Origin of the sequence: Vibrio sp. 10N.222.49.C9 (assembly GCF_041474985.1) — a bacterium.
Lineage (GTDB): Bacteria > Pseudomonadota > Gammaproteobacteria > Enterobacterales > Vibrionaceae > Vibrio > Vibrio crassostreae_C.
Genome location: NZ_JBFRVD010000007.1, coordinates 52415 through 76918 on the forward strand (window position 1 = coordinate 52415; position 24504 = coordinate 76918).

At 44.3% G+C, this 24504-nt stretch carries 21 protein-coding genes; 15 read left to right on the forward strand and 6 right to left on the reverse strand.

The genetic code is table 11. The features are described 5' to 3' along the window. The first annotated feature begins 565 nt into the window (after positions 1-565). Together AB4585_RS01940 and AB4585_RS01945 are read left to right on the forward strand one after the other, a co-directional pair. A complete protein-coding gene (locus AB4585_RS01940; protein ID WP_004735015.1) occupies positions 566-817 on the forward strand; it encodes a hypothetical protein in 252 nt (83 codons plus the stop codon). A gap of 203 nt (positions 818-1020) precedes the next feature. Beyond that, entirely contained in the window at positions 1021-1332 is a 312-nt protein-coding gene (locus AB4585_RS01945) for a DUF6482 family protein (RefSeq protein WP_004735016.1), read from the forward strand. Between the two features lie 88 nt (positions 1333-1420). On the opposite strand, the gene mutH is transcribed toward AB4585_RS01945, so the two are convergent. Then, complete coding sequence (gene mutH / locus AB4585_RS01950; protein WP_032546406.1) at positions 1421-2086, reverse strand: DNA mismatch repair endonuclease MutH; 666 nt, start codon at positions 2084-2086, stop codon at positions 1421-1423. A 616-nt stretch (positions 2087-2702) separates the two neighbouring features. On the opposite strand from mutH, the gene rppH reads away from it, so the two are divergent. From rppH to AB4585_RS01975, 5 genes are read left to right on the forward strand one after another with little or no spacing between them, the layout of a single operon-like run. After that, entirely contained in the window at positions 2703-3221 is a 519-nt protein-coding gene (gene rppH / locus AB4585_RS01955) for an RNA pyrophosphohydrolase (protein ID WP_017059335.1), read from the forward strand. 2 nt (positions 3222-3223) lie between these two features. Continuing rightward, positions 3224-5473 carry a phosphoenolpyruvate--protein phosphotransferase gene (gene ptsP / locus AB4585_RS01960; protein ID WP_017059336.1) on the forward strand — a complete coding sequence of 750 codons (2250 nt, stop codon included), beginning with the start codon at positions 3224-3226 and terminating at the stop codon, positions 5471-5473. A gap of 8 nt (positions 5474-5481) precedes the next feature. After that, positions 5482-6273, forward strand: a complete 792-nt coding sequence (locus tag AB4585_RS01965) for a sulfite exporter TauE/SafE family protein (RefSeq protein ID WP_017059337.1) — start codon at positions 5482-5484, stop codon at positions 6271-6273. A gap of 57 nt (positions 6274-6330) precedes the next feature. Next, positions 6331-7152: a prolipoprotein diacylglyceryl transferase gene (lgt, locus tag AB4585_RS01970; RefSeq protein WP_017059338.1), complete on the forward strand. Its 822-nt coding sequence runs from the start codon at positions 6331-6333 to the stop codon at positions 7150-7152. A 9-nt stretch (positions 7153-7161) separates the two neighbouring features. Next, entirely contained in the window at positions 7162-8013 is an 852-nt protein-coding gene (locus AB4585_RS01975; protein ID WP_017059339.1) for a thymidylate synthase, read from the forward strand. A gap of 555 nt (positions 8014-8568) precedes the next feature. Here the strand turns inward: AB4585_RS01975 and AB4585_RS01980 are convergent. After that, positions 8569-9714 carry a Na/Pi symporter gene (locus AB4585_RS01980; RefSeq protein WP_017059340.1) on the reverse strand — a complete coding sequence of 382 codons (1146 nt, stop codon included), beginning with the start codon at positions 9712-9714 and terminating at the stop codon, positions 8569-8571. 389 nt (positions 9715-10103) lie between these two features. On the opposite strand from AB4585_RS01980, the gene nhaR reads away from it, so the two are divergent. Continuing rightward, positions 10104-10994, forward strand: coding sequence for a transcriptional activator NhaR (nhaR, locus tag AB4585_RS01985; RefSeq protein WP_017070067.1), 891 nt, complete (start codon positions 10104-10106; stop codon positions 10992-10994). A 100-nt stretch (positions 10995-11094) separates the two neighbouring features. Then, positions 11095-11388 (forward strand): metalloregulator ArsR/SmtB family transcription factor, encoded by a 294-nt coding sequence (locus tag AB4585_RS01990; RefSeq protein WP_004735028.1) that lies wholly within the window; start codon positions 11095-11097, stop codon positions 11386-11388. A 297-nt stretch (positions 11389-11685) separates the two neighbouring features. Here AB4585_RS01990 and rpsT read toward each other — a convergent pair whose 3' ends face one another. Then, a complete protein-coding gene (rpsT, locus tag AB4585_RS01995; RefSeq protein ID WP_004739529.1) occupies positions 11686-11946 on the reverse strand; it encodes a 30S ribosomal protein S20 in 261 nt (86 codons plus the stop codon). Positions 11947-12197: 251 nt separating this feature from the next. On the opposite strand from rpsT, the gene murJ reads away from it, so the two are divergent. From murJ to ispH, 6 genes are all read left to right on the forward strand, one after another. After that, on the forward strand, positions 12198-13760 hold the full coding sequence (gene murJ / locus AB4585_RS02000; RefSeq protein ID WP_372169275.1) for a murein biosynthesis integral membrane protein MurJ: 1563 nt from the start codon (positions 12198-12200) through the stop codon (positions 13758-13760). A gap of 70 nt (positions 13761-13830) precedes the next feature. Next, positions 13831-14766: a bifunctional riboflavin kinase/FAD synthetase gene (gene ribF / locus AB4585_RS02005; RefSeq protein WP_017062867.1), complete on the forward strand. Its 936-nt coding sequence runs from the start codon at positions 13831-13833 to the stop codon at positions 14764-14766. A gap of 63 nt (positions 14767-14829) precedes the next feature. Then, on the forward strand, positions 14830-17706 hold the full coding sequence (gene ileS, locus AB4585_RS02010) for an isoleucine--tRNA ligase (RefSeq protein ID WP_017059344.1): 2877 nt from the start codon (positions 14830-14832) through the stop codon (positions 17704-17706). A gap of 157 nt (positions 17707-17863) precedes the next feature. Continuing rightward, a complete protein-coding gene (gene lspA / locus AB4585_RS02015) occupies positions 17864-18364 on the forward strand; it encodes a signal peptidase II (RefSeq protein WP_004739521.1) in 501 nt (166 codons plus the stop codon). Positions 18365-18513: 149 nt separating this feature from the next. Further along, positions 18514-18945: an FKBP-type peptidyl-prolyl cis-trans isomerase gene (gene fkpB, locus AB4585_RS02020; protein WP_017062866.1), complete on the forward strand. Its 432-nt coding sequence runs from the start codon at positions 18514-18516 to the stop codon at positions 18943-18945. Positions 18946-19133: 188 nt separating this feature from the next. Then, positions 19134-20090, forward strand: coding sequence for a 4-hydroxy-3-methylbut-2-enyl diphosphate reductase (ispH, locus tag AB4585_RS02025; RefSeq protein ID WP_029235087.1), 957 nt, complete (start codon positions 19134-19136; stop codon positions 20088-20090). A 132-nt stretch (positions 20091-20222) separates the two neighbouring features. Here ispH and btsR read toward each other — a convergent pair whose 3' ends face one another. The 3 genes from btsR to AB4585_RS02040 form a co-directional block, all read right to left on the reverse strand. Beyond that, positions 20223-20954 (reverse strand): two-component system response regulator BtsR, encoded by a 732-nt coding sequence (gene btsR, locus AB4585_RS02030; protein ID WP_132744213.1) that lies wholly within the window; start codon positions 20952-20954, stop codon positions 20223-20225. Positions 20955-21046: 92 nt separating this feature from the next. Next, positions 21047-22717 carry a sensor histidine kinase gene (locus AB4585_RS02035; RefSeq protein WP_017070062.1) on the reverse strand — a complete coding sequence of 557 codons (1671 nt, stop codon included), beginning with the start codon at positions 22715-22717 and terminating at the stop codon, positions 21047-21049. Between the two features lie 264 nt (positions 22718-22981). Further along, complete coding sequence (locus AB4585_RS02040) at positions 22982-24472, reverse strand: carbon starvation protein A (RefSeq protein WP_372169276.1); 1491 nt, start codon at positions 24470-24472, stop codon at positions 22982-22984. Positions 24473-24504: the final 32 nt, after the last annotated feature.

The following is a 24504-nucleotide window of genomic DNA, read 5'->3' on the forward strand; positions in this document are numbered from 1 at the left end:
TCTGTTAATGTAAATTTAAGAGCGACGCATCATGCGTGGCTCTTTTTGTTGTTAGTCGCTGTGTTCACATTCGAACAATTGAGAGATGCCCCCTAGGTCACTAAGAGATATGTTCTGTGATTTTATATAATAATAGTGAATATCTTATATATAAATGAATATGCAACTGATATTCCAGGTGAATGCATTGTTTTAAAAATGTGAGCCAATTAGCGGTTGAATAATATACTCACTTGGTTAGACTTTAACCGTGAAAGCAGCGTTTTAACAAAGACTTGTCTGCTTTCACTACCCCATTTCTTTTTGGATTTCTTAGTTAGCTTGGAGGCGCAAATGAAACATTTCGATTTTATACAGCATATTTGCGCGTCGTTTGATCCGTGTTCTGACATGGTGACTGTTATGTCACAAACATCAGCCATGGCCGATCGAAACACCCAAGATAAACCTAACTAATAGATCCGTATCCTTATTTGGCTGCGGAAAAATAGCAGCTAAGTGAGAAACCCTCATACGATCTAACACGCTATTTTTCCTCAGTTTATTCAACAACTGGAGAGTTATTATGCGTCACTCAGTATATTTAAAATTAGCAACAGTCCTTATCCGTGCAGACCTTCGTCGTGAAGAGCGTGAATGGCAACGAAAAGTTCGTCGCAGTTCATATGATCTACCATGGAACAATACTCACTTACTAAGAGATATTGGTCTTGAAGCTGACGGTCGACCGATTGGTTTTTCTGAACCAGAAGTCGTCACGATTGAACGTCGAGTACGTCACCTTCGTCGTGTCTTAAGTGCGCGAATACCGACGTAATCTGCGGGGTTGATCGCACCTTTCAACCCCCTAAATCATTGACGGTGATAGTTAGGTGTCAAAAGTGAGCGCTTTTGAACTAGAACTGGACAAAAAAGAGAAGCATTGGCTTCTCTTTTTTGTTTTTTTAATCGAGAAAAATCAACGTGCCCTAGTAAAGAAATAGAGTTCTACTAAGCTATAGAGAGCAAGGGAGGCCGGTTATGCAAAAGCATCAGTTAGACATGTGGTTACATGGAGAGCACAAAGACTCTTATCAAACACCCAAAGTGTACGTTATTGGCTGTTCTGATATTTCAGAATATCTATTGGCGGTGGAGTACAAACATAAGCTAGAACCGGTAAAGCAAGACGGCGAGCCGCTTCACTTTGGATCCTTGGATCAAGTGAAAGAGGAGTTACTCCGGCTCGGCTTTGAAAAGGCGTATCTTCGCTTACACAACGCCTATGATGAGTTTGGTAATGAGCCAAGCCAAAGCTACTGTGATATTGAACTGGCGCTCAAACCTCATTAAGAGGCGTTGGTAGCGAGATATTGATTCTAATTCCAGACTGTTTTTTAACGCACTGATAGTTTTGGCTATCGAGGCTCGATTAAACGATCTATGCGTAATGTGTTGTCAGTAATTTATGGGTGAATTGAGTTCGCAGATAGAAACCACGTGGTTTAGTTTTGATAGGTTTTCCGCTTGCACCGTAAGCTTCCGTTAACACACGACTGTTAGCAGCCTTCGGACGTAAATGCAGTGCTTCACCGTGTCTTGCTGTTATCTGTTCAACATTGCCTAAAACGATCAACTCCATCAGTTCTTCCCAATCTCGCTTCAAGAGTTCGTCTTCAGCTTGGCTAGGTGTCCATAATAATGGGGATCCTACATGCCTCTCTGCTAGCGGGATCTCTCTTTCTCCCTCGACAGGGATCCACAACACCTTAGACAGCTTGTTTCGAACGTGGCTGGTTTCCCAAGTTATGCCTTGCACACCCATCAAAGGAGCAACACACACAAAGGTGGTTTCGAGTGGCTTGCCAGAGTAGCTAATCGGAATGCTTTTTAGCTCGATACCGAGCTTGGCAAAATCTTGTTCTGGCTTACTGCCTGCAGGTGCACCCAAGTGCCATTCCAATAGCTGCCCAACCCAGCCTTTATCACGCTTAAGGTCGTTTGGCATCACCATCTCAGCTTCGTCAGCGAGCTCTTTAAAGGTCATTCCGGCGATGGCATACGCGCGCTCTAACAGCTCTTGTTGTGTTTGTGGTTCTGGTTTCATAATAAAAGGCATGATCAAAAAAATGATTTTATCAGAAGTTATCACCAAATGACGACTGGTTAAGAAATGATCTCCTTGCGAGAGAAGGGATCAAACTCAGGGTTATCCACAGGACATAAAGGTAATTAATTGAAATATTAATTTAGTGGATAAATAAACAGGGGTTTATGGTGGATAAAATGCTTGCCAAATGGGGTTCAAAATGAATCTTTCACTTAGTAGTGTGGATAAACATCGGAGTGGTTGATCTTTAACCATGTCAGGTTTCTGAAAGATCTTTTACATTTCTAATGTTTTTTAAAACTAGAATGTTATTTTAATTTACTGATTTATATAATAATAAAATTATTTTGACTGATTTGTTGTTTTTGGTGTTGATGAATCTATGGATTAAAAAAAACGATTGCGGGTAATTCTTCACATAGTTATTCACAGAAAAGGTGAATAAATGTGGTCTATGTCTCACTATTGTGTGGGTAACTAGAATTTGAGCAAAACTTATCCATATTCCTAGTTATTATTCATAAATATAGCGCTTATCACGTCACTAAGTTTGCTCCGATTGGGGATATGTGGAAAAATCAGAGTAATTAAAAATTTAGATAGAGGTTGGCCAGTGATAGATGGCGATGGTTACCGATTAAATGTTGGTATTGTAATCTGTAACAACCATGGTCAGGTCTTCTGGGCTAAACGATACGGGCAACATTCATGGCAATTCCCTCAAGGGGGAATAGATGAAGGTGAGACTCCGGAACAGGCAATGTACCGCGAGTTGTATGAAGAGGTTGGCCTTACTAAAAAGGATGTAAAGATCGTCGCGACAAGTCGTCATTGGTTACGCTACAAGCTACCCAAACGACTGGTTCGGTGGGATTCTAAACCTGTCTGTATTGGACAAAAACAGAAGTGGTTCCTTTTGCGCTTAGATTGCGATGAATCGCATATCAATATGCAGCGTGGAAGTACACCTGAGTTTGATGGTTGGCGTTGGGTGAGTTACTGGTACCCAGTTCGACAAGTTGTTTCTTTCAAGCGAGATGTTTACCGTCGAGCGATGAAAGAGTTCGCATCTTTAGCAATGCCGTTTAAAGAGCGAAAAATAAAAGGAAAGCGCAAATTGCGTAGAGGTTAAGCATGCTCAGTCAACTAAGGGAAATAGTTGAACACGTATCAAGAGTTGAAGATGTGTCGACGGCTCTTGATATTTTGGTTAAAGAGACATGCAGTGCGATGCAGACGGAATGTTGCACCGTATATTTGGCAAATAATGATATGCAGCGCCTTGAGTTGATGGCAACTCAAGGCCTGATCTTCAAAGGCAATAGCATTCACATTGGTTTTGACGAAGGTCTGGTTGGCCTTGTTAAAAGAAGTGCTGAACCTATCAACCTTGCACAAGCGTCTGCTCACCCTGCTTATAAGTTTTTTCCAGAGCTTGGAGAAAACGTCTATCACTCTTTTCTCGGTACTCCGATTATCCACCGCAAGCAAGTGCTCGGTGTATTGGTCATTCAACAGAAGACCCCACGTTTATTTAGTGAGATGGAAGAATCCTTCCTTGTCACGCTCTCTGCACAACTTGCCGTTATTGTGGCGCACGCCCAAACTCAAGGCCATTGGCTGTTAGAGCAACAGAAGCTACCGGCTACTAAAGGTATTGCAGCTTCATCGGGCGTGGCGATTGGTGACTTATGGTGGGACAACACTCAGCCTGAACTCACCGATGTTTATCCTGCTTCGACGCTCAATATAGAGAGAGAGCATGAGTTGTTGGCGGTAGCGGTTGAAAACGCCCTCAATGACTTTAAGCGCATGCGAAAGCGCTTAGATAGCGAAATCAATAAAGATGCGTTGGCGATCTTTGACCTGTTTACTCACTTACTCAACGATCCTATGCTGCGTAAGGATCTAAAAAGCCAAATCCAGAAAGGCGATAAAGCCGATTGGGCACTAAGACAGGTTGTAGAGAGTTATTCTAATCGCTTTGCTCGTATGTCGGACGTGTATCTTCGTGAGAGAGCACAAGACATCCGAGAGCTCGGACAAAGGCTGCTCTATTTCCTCCACAACTCTGAACATGAACTTCGCACGTTAGATAAGCCGATTATCCTAGTGGTTCGTGAGTTAACCGCTTCGGTATTAGCGTCTATTCCCAAAGAAAAGCTCTTAGCGGTGATTTCCTTGGAAGGGGCGGCGAACTCGCACGCAGCGATTTTATCTCGAGCGCTTGGCATACCTTCCGTCATGGGGGTAAACCTCAACCTAGCTCAAGCTAATGGCAAGCGAGCGATTGTTGATGGGTATAGCGGTGAGATCTTTATTGAGCCGACTAAAAGCCTGCTCAAAGAGTATCGAGGGCTGATTCTAGAAGAGAGTGAGCTCTCCTCTATGGTCAATCGCGAGCTGTACCTACCGGCAAAAACGCAAGACAACAAGCAAGTCGAAATTCTGCTTAATGCGGGTTTAAGTGCAGACACTAACATCGCTATCAACCAAGGCGTTGATGGCGTAGGGCTGTATCGAACTGAAATTTCTTTCTTGTTGCAGCAAAGATTCCCGTCAGAGGATGAACAATTCAAGCAGTATCGTTCTGTACTGGCAAGCTACCCAGAGAAACAAGTGGTGATGCGTACACTCGATATCGGTGGTGATAAGGCCTTACCGTATTTTCCTATCGAAGAGGACAATCCATTCCTTGGTTGGCGTGGTATTCGGTTTACGCTCGATCATCCTGACATCTTTATTATTCAGTTACGTGCCATGCTACGTGCGAGCTGTGAAAGCCATAACTTGAGTATTTTGCTGCCGATGATCTCTGGTGCACAGGAGTTGGATGACGCGCTACAGTTGATTGAACAAGCGTATGATGAAGTGCATGAGCTTGATAACCGAGTGCGTATGCCTCGCGTTGGTATCATGATTGAAGTGCCATCCATGCTGTACATACTGCCGCTGATTGCGCATAAGGTCGACTTTGTTTCAGTCGGTACCAACGACTTAACCCAATATTTATTAGCGGTTGATCGGAACAATTCACGAGTATCCGATGTCTATGAATCAATGCACCCTGCGGTGATCATGGCATTAAAACAAATTCATGATACTTGTAAGCAATATCAATTACCTGTTTGTATTTGTGGCGAGTTAGCCGGTGACCCGATGGGCGCGCTGCTATTGATTGGATTGGGGTATGAGACGTTAAGTATGAATACCTCGAATGTCGCAAGAACCAAATATTTGATTCGTCAATCGAACTTGGCTGAATTACAGGATTTGGCAAATAAGGCACTTTCAAAACCGTATGGTAGTGACATCTATAGTATGATGCTGAACTATTTCGAAGAGCGTGAATTTACAGGCTTCATTCGAGCAGGTAAAAAATAGGATTTAACGTGTCATATGAACTGATAGGCTTGTTAGCGGGCCTTGGTGCTATTGTTGGTGTTTTAGCAGGCTTGCTAGGCATTGGTGGTGGTTTGCTGGTTGTTCCTGCCTTACTGTTTTTGCTTCCTAAAGCGGGTATCCCCCAAGAGTTTGCGATGCAAATGGCATTGGCTACTTCGCTATCAACCATCATCGTTACGTCGGGATCGTCTGCGATTAACCATCTAAAGTTGGGTAACGTAGAGATGTTTGTCGTTAAATGGTTGATGCCAGGTGTGGTGATAGGTGGCTTCCTCGGCTCTTTCGTGGCCGATGTAATTCCAGCTCAATACTTACCAAAAGTCTTTGGTGTGATTGTTTTGGTGTTGGCGTTGCAAATGCTATTGTCGATTCGCTCCAAGAGCCAAAAATCGATGCCGGGTTCAGCTAAAACCGTGTTGTGTGGCGGCGGGATTGGTTTGGTATCAAGCTTAGCGGGCATTGGCGGTGGGTCTTTATCGGTACCTTTCCTTAACCATCACGGTGTGGAAATGCGTAAAGCCGTCGGCTCATCTTCGGTATGCGGTTGTGTTATCGCGATTTCGGGAATGCTAGGTTTCATTTGGCATGGATCTTCTGTCGATGATCTTCCTGCGTATAGCTTGGGTTATGTTTATCTACCGGCTTTGATCGCGATATCTTGTACCTCAGTTTTGACCACTCGAGTGGGTGCGAAACTGGCCACTCAATTGCCAACCCCTGTGCTGAAGAAATTCTTTGCGGTATTTTTAATGTTTATAGCAGCCACAATGCTGCTGTAGTGTCTTTTCTGTTAGTCATTGAGCTAACCGTTAATCAATTTAGATAGAGAGCCAAGTATGTCTCAGGGTTTTATCGAATTCCCAAATATCGATCCTGTTCTTATTGAACTAGGACCAATCTCAGTTCGTTGGTACGGCCTAATGTACCTTGTCGGTTTTATGTTTGCTCTTTGGTTAGCAAATCGCCGAGCTGATCAACCGGGTAGTGGTTGGACTCGAGAGCAAGTATCAGACTTACTGTTTGCTGGCTTTCTAGGTGTGGTGTTGGGTGGTCGTATTGGCTACGTACTTTTCTACAACTTTGACCTTTTCCTAGCAGACCCACTGTACCTATTTAAGGTATGGACTGGCGGTATGTCTTTCCACGGTGGCTTGCTTGGTGTTATTACTGCCATGTTTTGGTATGCCAAAAAGAACGGTCGAACCTTCTTTGGTGTGGCAGACATGATTGCACCATTGGTGCCATTTGGTTTAGGCATGGGACGCTTAGGTAACTTCATGAACAGCGAGCTTTGGGGCCGTGTGACTGATGTGCCATGGGCGATTGTGTTCCCTAACGGTGGTCCACTTCCTCGTCACCCATCTCAGCTTTATGAAATGGCACTTGAAGGGATTGTGCTGTTCTTCATCTTGAACTGGTTTATCAAAAAGCCGCGTCCTCTTGGTTCTGTATCAGGGTTATTCCTAGCAGGATATGGTACATTCCGCTTCTTAGTAGAATACGTACGTGAACCTGATGCTCACCTAGGTTTGTTCGGTGGATTTATCTCTATGGGACAAATTTTGTCACTGCCAATGGTTATCATCGGTGTGCTGATGATGGTGTGGGCATACAAGCGTGGTCACTACAAAGACGAATTACCACAACAAACGAAGTAAGGAATTGGTGTGAAACAGTATTTAGATCTCTGTCAGCGTATCGTTGATGACGGTACTTGGATTGAAAATGAACGCACGGGCAAGCGTTGCCTAACCGTGATCAATGCTGACCTTGAATATGATGTTGGTAATAACCAATTCCCACTGGTAACAACGCGTAAGAGTTTTTGGAAAGCCGCAGTTGCTGAGCTGCTTGGCTATATCCGTGGTTACGACAATGCTGAAGATTTTCGTAAGCTAGGGACTAAAACTTGGGATGCGAATTCTAACCTGAATGAAGCATGGCTGAATAACCCTTACCGCAAGGGTGAAGATGACATGGGCCGTGTTTATGGCGTTCAAGGACGTGCATGGGCAAAACCTGACGGCGGTCATATCGACCAACTGAAGAAGATTGTTGATGATCTAACTAACGGTATTGATGACCGCGGCGAGATCTTAAACTTCTACAACCCAGGTGAGTTCCACATGGGATGTTTGCGTCCGTGTATGTACAGCCATCACTTCTCACTACTTGGTGATACTCTGTACCTAAACAGCACTCAGCGCTCTTGCGATGTACCCCTAGGCCTGAACTTCAACATGGTTCAAGTGTATGTCTTCCTAGCTATCATGGCGCAAATCACGGGTAAGAAAGCTGGCGTGGCTTACCATAAGCTAGTAAATGCTCATATTTACGAAGATCAACTTGCACCTATGCGTGATATCCAGTTAAAGCGTGAGCCGTTAGCTGGCCCAACATTCCATATCAATCCTCAGATTAAGTCTCTAGAAGATTTGGAAACATGGGTAACGATGGATGACTTCTGGGTTGAAGGTTACGAATGCCACGAAGCGATTAAGTACCCATTCTCGGTTTAATCTCACTCGCTTTGTTTGATTGAAAGGCTGCCTCTGTGCAGCCTTTTTTGTATCTAAGTTACAGTGACGAGTAATCGAGATTCGAAGAGCAGAGAAATCATATGCTGTGTGATGCTTTATGTTACTCGTATACTCTCAACGCGCATTGGCTCTTTCTCTTCGATACTCGCTTACACGCATCTCGAATCTTTTTTCGATTCATCATTCCCTAGACTGACGAAGGAAGGAGTTGGGAGTCTCTTTCGTGGTGTGTTTGTGGGATTCCCTATCACGCTCGTTCCTCGCTGTAGGGAATGACGGAAATATATAGATGCGGGTAAACGAGATGCGGGATACGAAGAGCTAGAACGGACTTCTTTGGTGAGTAATGCTTACCTTACCGATTTACTCTTATATCGTATCAGTTTCAGCTCTTGTCACAAGCTTACTCATATCTCGAATTTGATTTTAGCTCTTCGTTACTCGTTTACCCGAATCCCGTATCTGCTCTTAAAAAGAAAAAGCCCGCAACCTAGGAGGTAGCGGGCTTTGCTATAAGCGATGTTTATTTTGCTATTAAGCGGTAAGAGCTAACACGCTACCAGGCAGTACAAGGAATACCGCAACAAGGTAACCAGCCACTACAGCTTTGTTCTTCACAGCCATGTCTGAAATCATGTCTGCCGCTTTAACTGGAAGTTCACGTAGGAACGGGATACCGAAGATGAATACCGTTGACATGATGTTGAACACCAAGTGTACTAGAGCAATTTGTAGTGCGAATACTGCGAACTCACCAGACACTGCTGTAGCTGCAAGTAGAGCCGTAATACATGTACCGATGTTTGCACCCAGAGTGAATGGGTAAACGTCACGTACTTTAAGAACACCTGAACCTACTAGTGGAACCATCAAGCTTGTTGTCGTAGAAGAAGACTGAACAAGGATAGTCACGATAGAGCCAGAAGCGATACCGTGGATTGGACCACGACCGATTGCGTTCTTTAGAATCTCACGAGCACGACCAACCATTAGGCTCTTCATCAGCTTACCCATTACAGTAATAGCTACGAAGATAGTTGCGATACCTAGAGCGATAAGCATGATGCCGCCAACAGTGTCGCCAAACGTTGATAGTGGTTCTTTAATCGCACTTACAACAGGCTTAGTGATTGGCTTGATGAAGTTAAGACCACCCATGCTCATATCACCTGTTGCTAGCATCGGTGATACTAACCAGTGAGAAATTTTCTCTAGAATTCCAAACGCCATCTCTAGTGGTAGGAAGATAGCAACGGCTAATAGGTTAAAGAAGTCGTGGATTGTCGCACTTGCGAATGCACGTTTGAACTCTTCTTTACAACGAACGTGACCAAGGCTAACTAGCGTATTGGTTACCGTAGTACCAATGTTAGCACCCATGATCATAGGAATTGCTAGCTCAACAGGTAAACCACCTGCCACAAGGCCAACGATAATTGAAGTAACTGTACTTGATGATTGAATAAGCGCTGTTGCTACTAAACCAATCATTAAGCCTGCAACTGGGTGTGAAGCAAATTCGAAAAGAACCTTTGCTTGCTCGCCTGTTGCCCATTTGAAGCCTGTACCAACCATTGAAACTGAAAGTAATAGTAGGTAAAGCATGAATGCCAAGTTAGCCCAGCGTAGCCAACGAGTAGTGCTCGAGATAGGCGCTGCTGCAGTAGTAGCTTGGTTCATAATGTTTTCTCCATTGGACCGTTTAAGTCTGTGTTTGGTCTGTTTGTTTAATCTGAGCGTGATGTTAGAGGGGAAATATTTCAGTAATATTACATTTTGGTTTAGGTGCGACTTTTTTGTGATGATTTACTCTTTAAATATTCCAATTGCTAATGTGGTTGTTTTAAGTTGTTGTTTTAAATTGTTTTTTAATGGAAATTCTATAGGTGATATAGATCTTAAAAGTTAGAAAAAAATTGAAAATAATCGATGAAATATTACATTATGAAATCAGACACTTCTAAAAAATAAGTGGTAAATCTATGTTTGGTTAGGTTTTTCCGAGTTTGTTGAGTGGCGGTGTCATATTTGATATAAAAGGGTATCTACTCTTTTATTACGGCACATCTATGTCGCATCTCAACTACAACCATCTGTATTACTTCTGGATGGTTTGCAAGCAAGGCTCTGTTACTAAAGCTGCAGAAGCCCTATTCCTAACACCACAAACGGTAACGGGGCAGATAAAAGCCTTAGAAGAACGCATGGATGGCAAGTTGACCAAGCGTAATGGCCGAAGTGTTGAGCCTACAGAGCTTGGGCAACTGGTCTTTAAATATGCCGATCGTATGTTTGGCCTGAGTTACGAGATGCTGGACATCGTGAATTACAGCCAGCACTCCAATATTCTGTTTGATGTTGGCGTCGCGGATGCGCTCTCTAAAAGACTCGTCAGTAAGATACTGATGTCGACCATCCCTCCAGATAACAGCATTCACTTGCGCTGTTTTGAATCGACCCATGAAATGCTACTTGAGCAACTCTCTCAACATAAGCTCGATATGATTTTGTCTGACTGTCCGGTGGACTCTAGTCAAAGCCCGGGCCTGTTCAGTAAAAAGCTGGGTGAGAGTGGAATGAGCTTTTTTAGTTCAGGTCAGGTTGAAGGGGTTAATTTCCCTGCTGTATTGGAGCAAAGAAAGCTTTTGATCCCTGGCAGCCGAACCTCAATGGGTCGTAAAGTGCTGCAATGGTTTGATAGACAAGGGCTTAAGCCAGATATTTTAGGTGAGTTTGATGATGCCGCATTGATGAAGGCTTTTGCTCGTTACCATCATGACGTAATATTTTTAGCACCGACGCTTTATATGTCTGAAGTGGAAGACGACACATCACTGCAACTATTAGGCGGTATTGAAGAGTTAAAAGAGGAGTACTACGTCATATTTGCTGAGAGGATGATCCAACATCCAGCAGTAAAAAACGTATGTGACGCAGATTTTAGCAAATTGTTCGAGTGAGATAGTTTGTTAATGAATTGATATCGATTATCATAACTCCGCAATATGCCGGAAATACTGATAGCCCGTAGTTGGCGTAAAGGTTGTAGGGAGCCAAACTATGAACTTAAAAGAGATGGAGAAGAACTCAGCACAAGCTGTGATTCTACTCAAAGCCATGGCTAACGAGCGTCGCTTACAGATTTTGTGCCTATTACATGGCACTGAACTGTCGGTTGGGGAGTTGTGTGGCAAGTTGGAACTGAGTCAGTCTGCTTTATCTCAACATCTTGCTTGGTTGAGAAGAGATGGTTTGGTCGAAACTCGCAAAGAAGCTCAAACTGTGTATTACACATTGAGTAGTGAAGAAGTAAAAGCGATGATTAACCTACTGCATGGTATTTACTGCAAGTAGCTTATTGCTGGTGGGAGGGGGATTTCTTATCAGCGATAGAATGACACAAGGAAGTGTTAGCATTTCACATTGAACGTTAGTGTTTACCTATCTATCTACCTATCTATCTACCTATCTACGTACCAATTTGCTTCTCTATTTATTTTTCTGATTGTTTGTTTTATCTATCTGCTTAAATTGTTTATCGGTCAGAAAAACGGCTGTTAGCACGTAAAATAAAAGCGTTACTCAAAATTTAGATATAAAAAAACCGGCCTAGGCCGGTTTTTTTCGTTTTGCGTTGTAATCAAATTTCTATTAAAGAGCTTTGATTGCAGCAGCGAAACGAGACTTATGACGTGCAGCTTTATTCTTATGAATAAGGCCTTTAGTCGCCATACGGTCAAGAAGTGGTGTAACTTCTACAAGAGCAGCAGTTGCAGCTTCTTTATCACCAGCTGCGATAGCTGCGATAGTCTTTTTCATGTAAGTGCGCATCATAGAACGACGGCTAGCATTGTGCTGGCGACGTTTCTCAGCTTGGATAGCGCGCTTCTTAGCAGATTTACTGTTTGCCAAGGGTCTAACTCCCAAAAACTTAGTTCGGTGACAATTTAAGGGCGAGGACTATCCCTCATTAGCGCTTAATTGTCAAATGATTTGTGCAAAAACCAATCGTAGCCAAACAAACTTTGGTATGGAAAGGTCATCGCGGTTAAGATGGCGGGGATTCTAACAGCATTTTTAGACCAATGCTAATAAATATGCTTCTTAGGACAGGATAGTATTTATCCTCGCTTGAAAGTAATCAACCAGTGTCAGAGGTTTCTGTGAGTAAACGACTATTAAAGTCAGGCCTGATTGTCAGCGCAATGACTTTTGTTTCCCGTGTATTGGGGCTAGTACGTGATGTAGTAGTAGCAAATTTGATGGGGGCAGGAGCGAGTGCCGACGTATTTTTCTTCGCTAATAAAATTCCTAATTTCTTACGTCGACTTTTTGCAGAAGGTGCGTTTTCTCAAGCGTTTGTTCCTGTATTAACGGAATATCACGCCGCAGGTGATAAAGATAAGACACGAGATTTAATTGCTAAGGTGTCGGGGACGCTCGGGGTTTTAGTTTCTATTGTCACCGTCATCGGGGTATTGGGCTCTGGCGTGATCACCGCGATGTTTGGTGCGGGTTGGTTTATCGACTGGCTAAATGATGGCCCATCAGCACCCAAATTTGAGCTAGCGAGCTTTATGCTCAAGATTACCTTTCCTTATTTATGGTTTATCACCTTCGTCGCTTTATCTGGTGCCATTCTTAATACATTAGGTAAATTTGCGGTCTCTTCTTTTACTCCTGTGTTCTTGAACGTGATGATCATAGGCGCTGCATGGTTTATCTCACCTAATTTAGAACAACCAGAAATTGGTTTGGCTATTGGTGTGTTTCTTGGTGGCTTAGTCCAATTCCTTTTCCAAATGCCTTTCTTGATCAAAGCGGGTGTGTTGGTTAAGCCGAAGTGGGGATGGAGAGACCCGGGTGTGGTTAAGATCCGCACATTAATGATCCCTGCTCTGTTCGGTGTATCGGTCAGCCAAATCAACTTATTGTTTGATACCTTTATTGCCAGCTTCCTCGCAACAGGCTCTATCAGTTGGTTGTACTACTCAGACCGACTGCTTGAATTTCCTCTCGGTTTATTCGGTATCGCGATTGCGACTGTGATTCTTCCTGCTTTGTCTCGTAAACACGTAGATGCTCAAGGGGAAGGGTTCGCGCATACCATGGATTGGGGCGTGCGCATGGTGTTGCTGCTTGGTATTCCTGCGATGTTAGGTCTTATCGTTTTAGCTAACCCCATGTTGATGGTGCTATTTATGCGTGGTGAGTTCTCTCCACACGATGTACAGCAAGCATCGATGTCATTGGTAGCTTACGCATCAGGCTTGCTTAATTTCATGCTGATTAAAGTTTTAGCTCCGGGCTATTACTCTCGCCAAGATACCAAAACACCGGTTAAGTACGGCATTATCGCTATGGTGACCAATATGGTGTTTAACGCGATCTTTGCTTATTTTTATGGCTATGTGGGTTTGGCGATTGCGACGGCACTGTCTGCCTTTGTGAATATGGCCTTGTTATATCGAGGATTGCACCTTGCGGGTGTGTATCAATTAACTAAGACAACCTTGTTGTTCAGTGCCAAATTAATTATCTCAGGTGTGGTGATGGTAGCGGCTATTTTATGGCAGCTGGATAATATGCAACATTGGCTTGAATGGAGCTTTAGCCAGAGAGCGCTGACATTAACTGGCTTGATTGGACTTGGTGGCTTTGTTTATATTGTTTCGGTACTGATTTTAGGTATCCGAGTAAAACATTTAAAAGCAGCGACAGATTAATACTGATTAGTATATAATCCGTCGGTTTCACACAATAAATGATGCAAATAACAGGTTTTAGCTGATCATAATGGAACTGATCCGAGGTATACACAATATTAAAGCGCAGCATCATGGCTGTGTATTAACCATAGGTAACTTCGATGGTGTTCATTTAGGACATCAAGAGGTTTTGAGTCAGGTTTCTAAACAAGCTGCAGCATTAGGGCTACCTTCTGTTGTTATGACGTTTGAACCGCAGCCTATGGAGCTGTTTGCCCGAGATAGAGCGCCAGCACGTTTAACTCGTTTACGAGACAAATACGTGCAACTGAGTAAGCTAGATATCAGTCGCTTATTGTGTGTTAATTTTAATCAGTATTTTGCAAGTTTATCCGCGGAAGCATTCATTAAGGATCTTTTGGTTGATAAGCTTGGTGTGAAGTTCTTGGTGGTTGGTGACGATTTTTGCTTTGGTAAAGGTCGTACCGGTAATTTCGCTATGCTCAAAGAGGCGGGCGAGAAGTACGGTTTTGAGGTGGTCAGCACCCAAAGCTATTGCTTAAACCAATTACGAGTAAGCAGTACTGAGATACGAAATGCATTAGCGGTCGATGACTTGGCTGCAAGTGCTACCATGTTAGGACGTGATTACAGTATTAGTGGTCGAGTGTCCCATGGTCGAAAACTAGGGAGAACTATCGGTTTCCCTACCGCTAATATTCCATTAAAGCGTTGTGTTTCTCCTGTATCGGGAGTGTATGTTGTTGAAGCTTTGGATATCGACGGTGTTCCTGTCGGTGGCGTTGCTAATATTGGACAACGACCAACAGTTAATGGGGTAAGGCAGCAATTGGAAGTGCATTTTTTTGACTTTAAAGCCAATTTATATGGTAAACAGTTAGAAGTACGACTTTTGCACAAACTGCGCGACGAGATAAAATTTGAATCGTTCGACGCACTAAAGAATCAAATAGAATTGGATGCTGAAGCCGCAAGGGTGTGGCTGCTTCAGCTAAAGAATTAATCGGATGATTCCACCGATTAACATAATGTCTAACTTCGCCCAATATAACGGAATTAAGAATCGATGAGTGATTATAAAGATACCCTGAACTTACCAGAAACAGGGTTCCCAATGCGCGGCAATCTGGCAAATCGTGAGCCAGAAATGCTGAAGCGTTGGTACAAAGAAGATCTTTACGGCGAAATCCGTAAGGCAAAGAAAGGTAAAAAATCTTTCGTACTGCATGATGGCCCTCCATACGCGAACGGCGATATTCACATTGGCCACGCGCTGAATAAGATTCTTAAAGACATTATTATCAAATCTAAGACCCTTTCTGGTTTTGATGCACCGTACATCCCTGGTTGGGACTGTCACGGTCTTCCAATCGAGCTAATGGTTGAGAAGAAGAAAGGTAAGCCTGGTCAGAAGATTTCGGCGGCTGAATTCCGCGAAGAGTGTCGAAAGTACGCTGCGGGTCAAGTTGAAGGTCAGAAAGAGAGCTTCAAACGTCTTGGCATCATGGGCGAGTGGGACAAACCTTATCGCACTATGGATTTTGGCACAGAAGCGAACATCATTCGTTCTCTTGGCAAAATCGCAGACAAAGGTCACCTTCTTAAAGGTTTCAAACCCGTTCACTGGTGTACTGATTGTGGTTCTGCTCTGGCTGAAGCTGAAGTTGAATACAAAGATAAAGTTTCTCCATCTATCGATGTGAAATTTACAGCAGCTGACGAAGCGGCGCTTCTAGAGAAATTTACTCTAGCTGAAGGTCATGCGGGTCAAGGCGAAATTTCTATCGTTATCTGGACAACAACACCATGGACTCTGCCTGCTAACCGCGCAGTATGTCTACGTGATGATCTTGAATACGTGCTTATCCAAGTTGAAGCGAATGGCGACCAGCCTGCTCAACGTATCGTTGTTGCTTCTGAACTAGCAAAAGACGTAATGGATCGTGCAGGTATCGAGCACTTCCACAACCTTGGTTTTGCTACAGGTGCTGATCTTGAGCTTTCTCAGTTCAACCACCCGTTCTACGACTTTACTGTTCCTGCAGTTCTTGGCGATCACGTAACAACAGATTCAGGTACTGGTGTGGTTCACACTGCGCCTGGTCACGGTCAAGAAGATTTCGTGGTTGGTAAAAAGTACAACCTAGAAATCGCTAACCCAGTTGGTTCTAACGGCGTTTACCTGCCAGATACAGAGCTATTTGCTGGTCAGCACGTATTCAAAGCGAACGACTCTGTTTTAGAAGTTCTAAAAGAGAAAGGTGCACTTCTGCATCACCACGCTTACGAGCACAGCTACCCACACTGTTGGAGACACAAAACTCCAATCATCTTCCGCGCAACACCACAATGGTTCATCTCTATGGATCAAGCTGGCCTACGTGCTAAAGCACTAGAGTCAATCAAGAGTGTTGAGTGGTTGCCTGAATGGGGTCAAAGCCGTATCGAAGGCATGGTTGAAGGTCGTCCTGAGTGGTGTATCTCTCGTCAACGTACTTGGGGTGTGCCAATTGCTTTGTTTGTTCATAAAGAAACAGCAGAACTTCACCCAGAAAGCCCAGCGCTTATTGAAAAAGTTGCGAAGCTAGTTGAAGAGAAAGGCATTCAAGCTTGGTGGGATGTAGACGCTGCTGAACTTATGGGCGCAGAAGACGCTGATAAGTACGAAAAAGTAATGGATACGCTAGACGTATGGTTCGACTCAGGTGTTACGCACTTCTCTGTTGTTGATTCTCGTGAAGAGTACAACTTCCCGAACGAAGAGCGCACTCACAGTGCTGATCTTTACCTTGAAGGTTCAGACCAACACCGTGGCTGGTTCCAGTCTTCTCTAATTTCATCTATCGCGATGAAAGACGAAGCACCGTACAAGCAAGTACTAACGCACGGTTTCGTAGTGGATGGTAACGGCCGTAAGATGTCTAAATCTATCGGTAACGTTGTTGCTCCTAAAGACGTAACCAACAAGCTAGGTGCAGATATCCTGCGTCTATGGGTTGCTTCTACAGACTACACGGGTGAAGTTGCGGTTTCTGATGAAATCCTGAAGCGTTCAGCGGATGCTTACCGTCGTATTCGTAACACGGCTCGTTTCTTCCTAGCGAACTTGAACGGTTTCAACCCTGAAACTGACCTAGTTCCTGCTGAAGAGATGGTTGCACTTGATCGCTGGGCTGTTGGCCGTGCTCAAGCTGCACAAGAAGAGATTGTTAAAGCATACGGCGAGTACAACACTCACGGTGTGACTCAACGTCTAATGCAGTTCTGTTCTATCGAAATGGGTTCTTTCTACCTAGACGTAATCAAAGACCGTCAGTACACAGCGAAGCAGGGCAGCCATGCTCAACGTAGCTGTCAAACGGCGCTTTACTACATCGTAGAAGCTCTAGTTCGTTGGATGGCACCTATCATGTCGTTCACTGCAGATGAAATTTGGAACGAAATGCCAAGCTCTTTACCAACTGGAGAGCAGCGCGACACGTTCGTATTCACAGGTGAGTGGTTCGAAGGTCTATTTGGTCTTGCAGAAGGCGAAGAGCTAAGCAACGAATTCTGGACTGAAATCCAGTCTGTTCGTGGCGCAGTGAACAAGCTTCTTGAAGATGCTCGTAAAGAGAAAACGATCGGTGGTGCACTGCAAGCTGAAGTTACTCTATACGCTGACGATGCACTAGCGGCTAAAATCAACAAGCTAGAAGATGAGCTACGTTTCGTACTTATCACCTCTGCAGCTGTTGTTAAGCCACTGAGCGAGAAGTCTGATGCAGCGCAAGCGACAGACGTTGCTGGTCTATTCGTTGAAGTTGCGGCTACTGAAGCTGAGAAGTGTGACCGTTGCTGGCACCACACTCCAGATGTAGGCACTATCGAAGGTCACGAGAAAGTTTGTGGTCGTTGTGTGTCGAACATCGACGGTGAAGGCGAAGTGCGTAAGTTCGCATAACGACTCAGAGAAAGACTGAACTTTTTGTAAAAATCATAGCCCCAGTATCAACTGGGGTTATTTTTAGTTATAGGAAATGTGTTTAACCAAGTTGGTAATCAAGGTCACGTAAGGTGACTAACAATGAATACCAACTTCGTAAATACTAGGAATAGAAATGAGTGAAGTTTCGTTAAAACAATCTGGTGTACGTTGGTTATGGCTGGCTCTATTGGTCTTCTTGGCTGATATCGGCATTAAACTCTTTGTCATGGACAATATGGGTTATGGTTGGGCAAACCGTATTGAGGTGCTGCCATTCTTTAACTTTTTGTACGTGCATAACTACGGTGCAGCGTTTAGCTTCTTGAGTGATCAAAGTGGTTGGCAGCGTTGGTTATTTACGGGTATCGCATTTGCGGTAACAGGTATGCTGACGTACTGGATGAGCAAACTACCAGCAACAGAGAAGTGGAATAACATTGCTTATGCGATCATCATTGGTGGTGCAGTAGGTAATGTGTTTGACCGAGTCGTACATGGCTTTGTTGTCGATTACTTAGACTTCTACTGGGGCACTTACCACTGGCCTGCATTTAACTTAGCGGATATGGGAATCTGTATCGGTGCTGCGATGATCATCTTAGATGGTTTCCGTAAGAAAGACGAAAGCAAATAGCTTGCTTCAAAGTCAGTCTATGACTCACAGAATAGAATAGCCCTAAGCGCTGTCGGTTGATTCCGACGGCGCTTTTTTTTATGCTTCAGTCAACAAGGAAGCAAAGCACAGCGCATCCTCAAATAATAAAGAAGTCTAAGGAAAGTAACGTGGCAGCAATTAAAAATGATTCAGCAGTAACTCTACATTTTACGATTAAAATGAAGGATGGTTCAGTTGCCGATAGTACGGAGAACATGGGCAAACCAGCGAAGTTCGTCATGGGTGATGGCAGCCTAAGTGAGAACTTTGAAGCGTGCTTACTTGGACTTGAAGCCGGCACTGAAAAGTCTATCGAACTGAAGGCGGAAGACGCGTTTGGTATGCCAAACCCAGATCATATTCACTATATGGATCGTGCTAAGTTTGTTGGCGACTCTGAAGTTGAAGTGGGCACTATCATGGCATTTTCAGGTCCTGACGGTATGGAAATTCCAGGTATTATTACTGAGATCGCAGGTGATTCAGTGACGGTTGATTTTAATCACCCACTCGCTGGTCAAGACGTTACCTTTGACGTCAATATCTTAACGGTAGAATAACTCTCTTAACGTTAGAATAGCTTTCTTCACGCTAGAATAAGATAGCCTTACAGCTGTGATCTCACCCAGAGCTTCACTGTCTAGACGCTTCACTGTCTAGACGCTTCACTGTCTAGACGCTTCACTGTAGAATGCGAACCTCGCTGACGGCGAACTCTATAGAAGCAACCTTAGTACCGCGGTAAATGATGAGCAATGAAATGAAAATAATGTTAGCTAACCCTCGTGGCTTTTGTGCCGGTGTCGATCGTGCGATCAGCATCGTAGAGCGTGCACTCGAAATGTATCAGCCACCGATCTATGTTCGCCATGAAGTGGTACACAACCGCTTTGTTGTTGAGGGGCTCAAGCAGCGTGGTGCTATTTTTGTCGAAGAACTGAGTGAGGTGCCAGACGACAACATCGTGATCTTTTCGGCTCACGGTGTTTCTCAAGCGGTTCGTAAAGAAGCGAAAGAGCGTGAGTTAACGGTATTTGATGCGACGTGTCCTTTGGTGACTAAAGTTCATATGGAGGTTGCTCGTGCGAGCCGCAAACATATGGAAGTGGTACTGATTGGCCACGCAGGTCACCCTGAAGTGGAAGGCACTATGGGTCAGTACGCGAGCCAAACTGGTGGTATGTACTTGGTTGAAAGACCAGAGGACGTACAGAACCTCGTGGTGAATGATCCAAGTAACCTGCACTATGTTAGCCAAACTACGCTATCAGTAGATGAAACTGCAGATGTGATTGAAGAGCTACGTCGAGTGTTCCCTGAGATTCAAGGCCCACGTAAAGACGACATCTGTTACGCGACTCAAAACCGTCAAGACGCTGTGCGTGAGATGGCAAACGACGTCGACGTAGTGATTGTTGTTGGCTCTAAGAACTCATCGAATTCAACACGTTTGAAAGAGCTGGCTGAGAAGCTAGGTACACCTGGCTACCTAACTGATTGCCCTGAAGACATTCAGACTGAGTGGGTTGAAGGCAAGAAGAAAATCGGTGTAACCGCTGGTGCTTCTGCTCCTGAAGAGCTAGTTAACCAAATCTTAGATCGTATCCGCGAGCTAGGTGCTACCGATGTTGAAGAGATTCAAGGTCGTGAAGAGAACATGTTCTTTGAAGTACCAAAAGAGCTACAGATTAAGCAAGTCGACTAATCTCTATTGATTGGTGACAAGATCGATGCGTAACACTATCGATTTGCAAACACTATTGATTTGTAAACAGCAGGAAGCCAACGTTGATGCGTTGGCTTTTTTGATCGTGCTATATCTAAACCTGAAATTTGTTTACTGGAGGCCGAGTTGCTCTTTTAACGTCTTGAGATAGCGACGACTCACCGGGACTTCAAAGCCCGTCAGTGTGATGATCTCGGCTAATCCATTCTCTAGTAACTTGATCTCTTGGATCGATTTTATGTTGATCAAATATTGTCGATGGCAGCGGATCAAATCGGTCTTTTCTTCCAAGATCTTCAGGGTTAGTTGCGAGGTTGCTGTTTGTGATGAGCTACGAACATGCACGCCACTGATATCAGAATAGGCGCATTCAACCGTTTGGCTTGCCATGATCACAATGCGGTTATGACCAATACACGGAATCTGCTCTAAGTGGCAGGGAGCAATCGCAGAGATGTCTTGTGCTGGCGCTTTCTGATTCTGCTTGATGACCTTATTCAGACGGCAAACACTCTTGTTTAATCGACAAGGTTCGACGGGTTTGAGTAGGTAGTCAAAGGCATTGTCTTCAAAGGCTTGAATCGCATATTGATCGTAGGCGGTCACAAACACCACATAAGGCATGGTTTCCGGGTCAAGCATGCTCAGCAATTCAATCCCAGTAACCTGAGGCATTTGAATGTCCAAATACACCACGTCAGGCTTGAGAAGGTTGATTTGCTTTAGCCCTTCAATTGCATTACTCGCTTGGCCAATGACTTCCACTTCTCCTGTTTCAGTCAGCAGCTCAATCAACTCTTCGCGAGCAAAAAGCTCATCATCGACAACTAGTGCTTTTAACATCCTACAATCTTCATCTTGATTCTATCCCTGCTTGTTTCTATATATGTCTTCTAAATATGCTTACCGAGAAGCTATCACCCACGAAAAGACCGTTATTTTAGTATAGGTATGATAAAGCTCATTCGAGTAAATTGCTGTGGTTGAGATTCTATTTTTAGTGCTGAGTCTTGTCCAAAGAAATTAGTGAGTCGTTTATCAACAATCTCCATACCTAATCCGACATGATCTTGAGATGGTTTCTGATAGTTGCCTGCATTGTCTTCGACGATCAGTTTGAATCCACCTCCGAAAGGTTCGCTGTAGATCTTTACTGTGCCACCTTCCAACATATTAGATATCCCATGTTTGATGGCGTTTTCTACCAGCGGTTGCAGGGTAAAGCTCGGCAATTGAGATTCATATAACTGCGGGTCGATATCCCATTCCACTTCTAGTCGATCGGTAAAGCGTGCTTTCTCTATGGTCAGGTAAGCGTTGACGTGTGCCAGTTCGTCTTTGAGCTTCACGGTGTTGATGTTCTGCTTTAGGTTGCTTCTAAAGAAGTGAGACAGGTGTTGAATCAACTCTCGAGCTTTATCTGGGTCACGACGTGTTACTGCGCTGATAGTATTAAGCGCATTGAACAAGAAGTGCGGGTTCACTTGAGCGTGCAGCAGTTTGATTTCTGCTTGTGTCAGTAGCGTTTGCTGCTGCTGGTAGTTGCTAAATAGGATCTGGCTCGATAATAGTTGAGCGATACCTTCACCCATCGACATATTGATAGTTGAGAATAGTTTCAGCTTTGGCTCATAGAGCTTGATGGTGCCGACCACTTCGTTACCCGCGCGCAATGGAATAATCAACGCAGAACCCAATTTACAATCCTGCGACAAGGAGCATTGGTATGGGTTCTCTTTGCCATCAAGGTAGATGATGTCGTTCTGTTCCATCGAAGTGAGCGTGCTTTGCGATGAAATCGGGGTGTTCGGAATATGGTGTTCATCACCAATACCAACGAACGCGAGGATTTTCTCTCGGTCGGTAATCGCTACCGCCCCTACGTTGGTCTCTTCATAAACGATACGTACGATTTTTTGTGCGTTATCGGAATTGAACCCACCATGCAAAATACCCACCGAACGTTCGGCAATGGTCAGTGCGCGGCGTGAGAAGGTGGCGGAGTATTTCTCGAAGATGGTCTTTCTGTCTTGGATGATGCTCATGAACAGTGCTGCACCCACAGAGTTGGCAATGATCATTGGCGCGGCAATATCGGAAACAAGCGCGTAGGACTGCTCAAATGGTTTGGCGACTGCGAGCAGAATCAACATTTGAATAATTTCTGCAAATAGGGTGACAGAGAACACTACCAGCGGATTAAACAGCTGACTGGCTTTGTTCTTTCTGACTAAGTACACATGCAGCAGGCCACCAATCAAGCCTTCTGCTGTGGTTGAGATAGCACAAGCTAAGTCCGTAAATCCACCCAATGAATAGCGATGAATCCCGCCAGTAAAGCCGACCGCAAAGCCAACTACAGGACCACCAAACAAACCGCCCATTACCGCGCCCATCGCTCGCGTGTTGGCGATGGCATCATTGATTTGCAGTCCGAAATAGGTGCCCATAATACAGAATAGGGAGAACAGAACGTAGCAGCTGATCTTATGGCCTAAGCGTGAAGAGATGCTCAACAAAGGGAGAATCAGTGGGGTTTTACTCAGCATGTAAGCAATCACTAAGTAGACGCAGGTTTGTTGCAGCAGAGAGAGAATGAGTTCCATATTTTCACCTATTGAGACGCTTGTTAAGTGTAAAGCTCATTGCTTGGTAACGGTAGCTTTGCTTGTGTTTTAGTAGCCTATATTCGCTTCCCAGAGTCGAAAGCACTAACGCCTACAAACAATAAAGCCCATCACAGTGGACGGGCTTTAGTCTTAGGTTCCACGAATCACTGAGTGATTACGGGAGCAAGCGAAGTTGTGTTTGGCTGTTCTTTTATCTCTTTCTATGAAGATTGGTCTCTTGTTCCCAAGAGCCTTAAAGAACTAGGCTGTTTTGGTGACGCCTTTTGCTTCTTTCTCTTCTTCATCAGCTAGGTCGATATCGCCTTTGCCTTTTGAAATTTTAATAACGTAAGCCGCAACACCTAGCGCACTCACCACACCAATGATGGTTGAGATTTGCATTGGTAGACCGAAGCCCAGTTGGCTGTTGTTCAGGATGAATGTGATACACACAGACGTCATGAAGATAGCTGGAACTGTTGTTACCCAGTGCAGTTTGTTGTGGCGAAGTAGGTAAGCTGAAGCTGTCCACAGCATCATTACGGCTGTTGATTGGTTAGCAAAACCGAAGTAGCGCCAGATGATACCGAAATCAACTTGAGTCAGGATGCCACCGATAACGAACAGTGGTAACGCCATTAGTAGACGGTTACGCAGTGTTTTCTGTTCCATGTTGAAGTATTCAGCAAGGATAAGACGGCTTGAACGGAACGCTGTGTCACCAGAAGTGATTGGTAGGATAACCACGCCAAGGAAAGCAAGGATACCGCCAAATACACCCAGTAGACCAAATGAAGCGCTGTATACCACGTTACCTGGGCCGCCGTTTGCAATTGCGTCAGACAGAGACTCAACCGAACCGAAGAAAGACAGAGCAAGTGCACACCAGATTAGAGCGATGATGCCTTCACCAATCATTGCGCCGTAGAATACGAAGCGACCGTTCTTCTCGTTTTCCATACAACGCGCCATCAGAGGAGACTGAGTGGCGTGGAAGCCAGAGATAGCACCACATGCGATAGTGATGAAGAGAGCAGGCCAAAGTGATAGGTCATTCGGGTTCATGTTGGTGAACATGTCGCTGATCTCAAAGCCCCCCATGATTTGGTGTTCGTCAGATAGACCAATCGCAGTGATTAGGCCAACAGACATAAAGATAAGCAGTGCACCGAACAGTGGGTAGAAGCGACCAATGATTTTATCGACAGGGACAATCGTTGCGATGATGTAGTAAGCAAAGATGATAACAACCATCGTAGTTGCAGACATCGCGAAATCAGTTTGGTCGTTCACTAGGTTAGTGATCATACCTGCTGGAGCAGATACGAATACCACACCAACAAGAAGCAGTAGAACAATGGCAAAGATGTTCATAAAGTGTTTTGCGCCATTGCCTAGGTAACGTCCAGTGATGGTTGGAACCGAAGCTCCGCCATTACGGATAGATAACATACCTGAGAAGTAGTCGTGTACTGCACCTGCGAAGATACAACCTAGAACGATCCAAAGCATTGCTGCTGGACCATAAAGGGCACCCATGATAGGGCCGAAGATTGGACCTACACCTGCGATGTTAAGCAGCTGAACTAGGTAAACCTTTGGTGTCGACATTGGAACGTAGTCCACGCCATCTTGCTTAGTGTGAGCAGGTGTTTGGCGTTTTTCATTGATACCGAAAATCTTCTCGATAAAGGTACCGTAAATAAAGTAGCCACCAATGAGTGCTGCGACACAGGTAAGAAACCACATCATAATTTGTTATCCCTGAATGTATTAATTAAGTC